The organism is Hyphomicrobium sp., from assembly GCF_035687085.1.
Lineage (GTDB): Bacteria > Pseudomonadota > Alphaproteobacteria > Rhizobiales > Hyphomicrobiaceae > Hyphomicrobium_B.
The window spans coordinates 1-3,912 of the sequence record NZ_DASRYS010000015.1; the positions used below are offsets into that span (position 1 = coordinate 1).

A 3,912-nucleotide genomic window follows, 5' to 3' on the forward strand; every position below is an offset into this window, starting at 1 on the left:
GCTGCCGCCGAGAGGTTTTTCAATGGGTTTGAGTGCGCAACATATTCTCCTCCTGCTCGTCATCGCGCTGCTGCTGTTCGGCCGCGGCAAAATTTCGGAGTTGATGGGAGACGTCGCCAAAGGCATCAAGAGCTTCAAGAAGGGCATGAGCGAGGACGAAGAGCCCGTGGTCAAGCCCGCGCCCCGTACGATCGAGAACGACGCTGTCAATCCGGACCGCACAAAGGTCGGATGATCCCTTCACACTCGTGAGTTCGCGGCTGATCCCGACAAGGTTGCTCGATGTTTGATATCAGCTGGAGCGAGCTTCTGATCCTCGGGATCGTGACGCTTGTTTTCGTCGGCCCGAAGGAGCTGCCTGTCTTCATGCGCACGCTCGGCCGGTACGCCGGGATCGTGCGCCGCCATGCCAACGAGTTCAAAGGCCAGTTCGATGCCGCCATGCGCGAAGCCGAGCTCGACTCGATGCGCAAGGAAGTCGAGCAGATGCAGAACGCGATCAACTCGGAAGTCATGAAGGCGAAGGGTTCGATCAGCGACGCGACGGCAGCCGCGAGCCCCGCCGCTCAACCCGCTGTCACGGCAGCACCGGCCGCCCCGGTGTTGCCAGCATCGCCCCCAGAACCAGCCTTGCCCCCACCAGCCGAGACGCCGCTGTTGACATCCGCCGCAACGCCGGCCGCAGCCTTGCCGCCGGCGGCTGAGCCCAAAGCGCTACCAGACAAACCGGAAGTGATAGCGCTGCCCGAAAAAGCGCCTTCCCCCGCAGAGCGTACGGAGTCCTAGCGCCATGCAGGAGCGGTTACCGCCGTCGGCGACAGGCCCGGGCGCCGAGCCCCTGCGCGAAGGCCAGGAGGAGATCGACGCCAGCAAAGCGCCCTTGCTCGATCATCTGATCGAGCTAAGGCAGAGGCTGATCTGGGCACTCGGCGCCTTCGTCATCATGTTCTTCCTCTGCTTCTCCGTTGCAGGCCACATCTATAACGTGCTCGTCTGGCCCTACATGTGGGCGTCGGGAAGCGACCACGTGAAGCTCATCGCCACGCACTTCCTCGAACAAATCATGACGCAGGTGAAGCTCGCCATGTTCGGCGCAGCGTTCCTGTCGTTCCCGGTCGCCGCTACGCAGATTTACAAGTTCGTTGCGCCCGGCCTCTACAAGAATGAACGCCGTGCGTTCCTGCCGTATCTGATCGCGACGCCCGTGCTCTTCGTCATAGGCGCGATGATGGTCTACTTCATCGCCATGCCCGTGCTGATCCGCTTCTCGATTGGCCTGACGCAAATGTCGGGCGAGGGCGTGCCCTCGATCGAGCTCTTGCCGAAGGTCTCCGAGTATCTCTCACTCATCATGACGCTGATCTTTGGTTTCGGCATCGTCTTCCAGCTGCCTGTCGTCCTGACGCTGCTCGCGCGAACGGGCATGATCACGTCAGACACCCTCGCGAAAGGACGGCGTTACGCCATCGTCGGCATCTTCGCTGCCGCCGCCATTCTGACGCCGCCCGACGCATTGAGTATGTGCATCATGGCGCTGCCAACGATCGGCCTTTACGAAATCTCAATCCTGGCCGTCCGCTTCGTCGAGAACCGGCAGGCGAAAGAAAAGACCGAGCAGCAGGCATAGCTGTCATTCGTCTGCTAGCTGACGAAGCCGCGTAGTGTGGAGAACGAGTCGCGGCATAGCTGCTATTCATCTCTATGCTGACGGAAATGCGCGGCTTTCGCAAATGCCGCAGGAACGCACCCCGATATCAAAGATAGCTCTACCCGCGAGCATCGCGTCGGCGGCGAAGCTCGACATTTGTGACGTACATCTTCTCACGTACAACGAGGAGTTTTTTGATGAGTGCATTCTTAAAAGTTCTTGTCGCCGCAGCCGCGCTCTCGGCCACGGCAAGCTCCATGGCGAGCGCCTATCCAATTGACGACGCCGGACTGGTGGCGGCCTGCCAGTCGGGCAATTACACCCCGCACGGCATCTGGGACTGCCACTAACGTCCTAAAGGGGATGACGCCGGCAGCATCGGCGTTATCCCCGATTTCGGGCGGGCTCTGGACCGCACCAAACGCATCGTATAGGACGGCCTCAAGCACCTGCTCGCGAAGAGGCCACCCCGTGTTCGATATCAAATGGATCAGAGACAACGCCGAAACTTTTGATGAGGGTTTGCGGCGGCGTGGGCTCGAGCCGCAGGCAGCTCACCTGATCGCGCTGGATGAGAAGCGCCGGGCGCTGCTGACCTCGCTCCAGGAAGCCCAATCGCAGCGGAACGCGGCGTCCAAGGAGATCGGGAAGGCGAAGGCCGCTAAGGACGAAGCGACCGCATCGCGCCTGATGACCGAAGTCGCCGAACTCAAACAGGCGATTGCCAAGGGCGAGGAAGACGAGCGCCAGCTCGATGCGGAGATCCGCGATGCGCTCTCCGTCATTCCCAACACGCCGCGCGAGGACGTGCCGTTCGGGACGGACGAAACGGGCAACGTCGAAGTTCGCAAGGTCGGCACGCCGAAGGCGTTCGACTTCGCCCCGAAACAGCACTTCGAGATCGGCGAGGCGCTGGGCCTCATGGATTTTGAGGCCGCGCAGAAAATCTCCGGCGCGCGCTTTGTCGTCACGAAGGGCGCCATCGCGCGCCTCGAACGCGCCATCGGCAGCTTCATGCTCGATCTTCACACGAGCGAGTTCGGCTACACCGAAGTCAACCCGCCGCTACTCGTCAAGGATCAGGCAGCCTACGGCACCGGCAACCTTCCGAAGTTTGCTGAAGACCTTTTCAAGACGACGAACGACTATTGGCTCATTCCGACCGCCGAGATCTCGCTGACGAACCTCGTGCGCGAGCAGATCCTCAATGAAGCGCAGCTGCCCAAGCGCATGACGGCGTGGACGCCGTGCTTCCGCTCTGAAGCGGGCGCCGCCGGACGCGACACGCGCGGCATGATCCGCCAGCATCAGTTCTCGAAGGTCGAACTCGTCTCCGTCGTCACGCCCGACAAGGCGCTTGAAGAGCACGAGCGGATGACGTCATGCGCCGAAGAAGTCTTGAAGCGTCTCGGCCTTCCGTTCCGCACGATGCTCCTGTGCACGGGCGACATGGGCTTTGCCTCGCAGAAGACCTACGACATCGAAGTCTGGCTGCCGGGACAGAACACGTATCGAGAGATCTCTTCGTGCTCGGTGTGCGGTGATTTCCAGGCCCGCCGGATGGATGCGCGCTATCGCCCGAAAGATGGTGGCAAGCCCGTTTACGTCCACACGCTGAACGGCTCCGGCCTCGCTGTCGGCCGCACGCTGGTTGCCGTCCTCGAAAACTATCAGCAAGCCGACGGCAGCGTCGTCGTGCCCGAAGTCCTTCGCCCTTACATGGGCGGCCTCACGCAAATCCAGAAAGCCTGACCACCTTCATGAGAATTCTGATCACCAACGACGACGGCATCAATGCGCGGGGATTGGAAATCCTGAAGGCGATTGCGCTCGGCATTTCGCCTGATGTCTGGACGATCGCGCCGGAGACGAACCAGTCGGGCACCGCGCACTCGATGACGCTGCACTCGCCCCTTCGCCTCCGCACGATCGATGAGCGCACGCACGCCATCGCCGGCACGCCGACGGACTGTGTGATCATGGCCGTGCGCCATATCATGAAGGGTCAGCCGCCGGATCTTATTCTCTCAGGCGTCAATCACGGCTCGAACCTCGCTGAGGATGTCACCTATTCGGGAACGGTGGCAGCAGCCATGGAAGGCGCGATCCTGGGCATTCCTTCCATCGCGCTATCGCTGATGATGGGCTTCGAAGAGGGCGCCCGCCGTGCGATCTGGGAGACGCCGCTCGCGCACGCGCCGTCCTTGATCAGAAAGCTGCTGGACGAGAAATGGGCGCCGAAGTCGCTCATCAACATCAATTTC

General features: G+C 61.5%; 6 protein-coding genes. All 6 read left to right on the top strand.

The window, feature by feature from the left end:
• Nucleotides 1-22: 22 nt before the first annotated feature.
• The gene (locus VFG26_RS14390; protein WP_325026513.1) at nt 23-235 is read left to right on the top strand and encodes a twin-arginine translocase TatA/TatE family subunit; all 213 of its coding nucleotides are present in this window, start codon (nt 23-25) and stop codon (nt 233-235) included.
• A gap of 47 nt (nt 236-282) precedes the next feature.
• Nucleotides 283-786, top strand: coding sequence for a Sec-independent protein translocase protein TatB (tatB, locus tag VFG26_RS14395; protein ID WP_325026504.1), 504 nt, complete (start codon nt 283-285; stop codon nt 784-786).
• A gap of 4 nt (nt 787-790) precedes the next feature.
• Nucleotides 791-1,627: a twin-arginine translocase subunit TatC gene (gene tatC, locus VFG26_RS14400; protein WP_325026506.1), complete on the top strand. Its 837-nt coding sequence runs from the start codon at nt 791-793 to the stop codon at nt 1,625-1,627.
• A 218-nt stretch (nt 1,628-1,845) separates the two neighbouring features.
• The gene (locus tag VFG26_RS14405; RefSeq protein WP_325026508.1) at nt 1,846-1,998 is read left to right on the top strand and encodes a hypothetical protein; all 153 of its coding nucleotides are present in this window, start codon (nt 1,846-1,848) and stop codon (nt 1,996-1,998) included.
• A 121-nt stretch (nt 1,999-2,119) separates the two neighbouring features.
• Complete coding sequence (gene serS, locus VFG26_RS14410) at nt 2,120-3,400, top strand: serine--tRNA ligase (protein WP_325026510.1); 1,281 nt, start codon at nt 2,120-2,122, stop codon at nt 3,398-3,400.
• Between the two features lie 8 nt (nt 3,401-3,408).
• A partial coding sequence (gene surE / locus VFG26_RS14415) for a 5'/3'-nucleotidase SurE (protein WP_325026512.1) occupies nt 3,409-3,912 on the top strand: 504 nt, incomplete at its 3' end.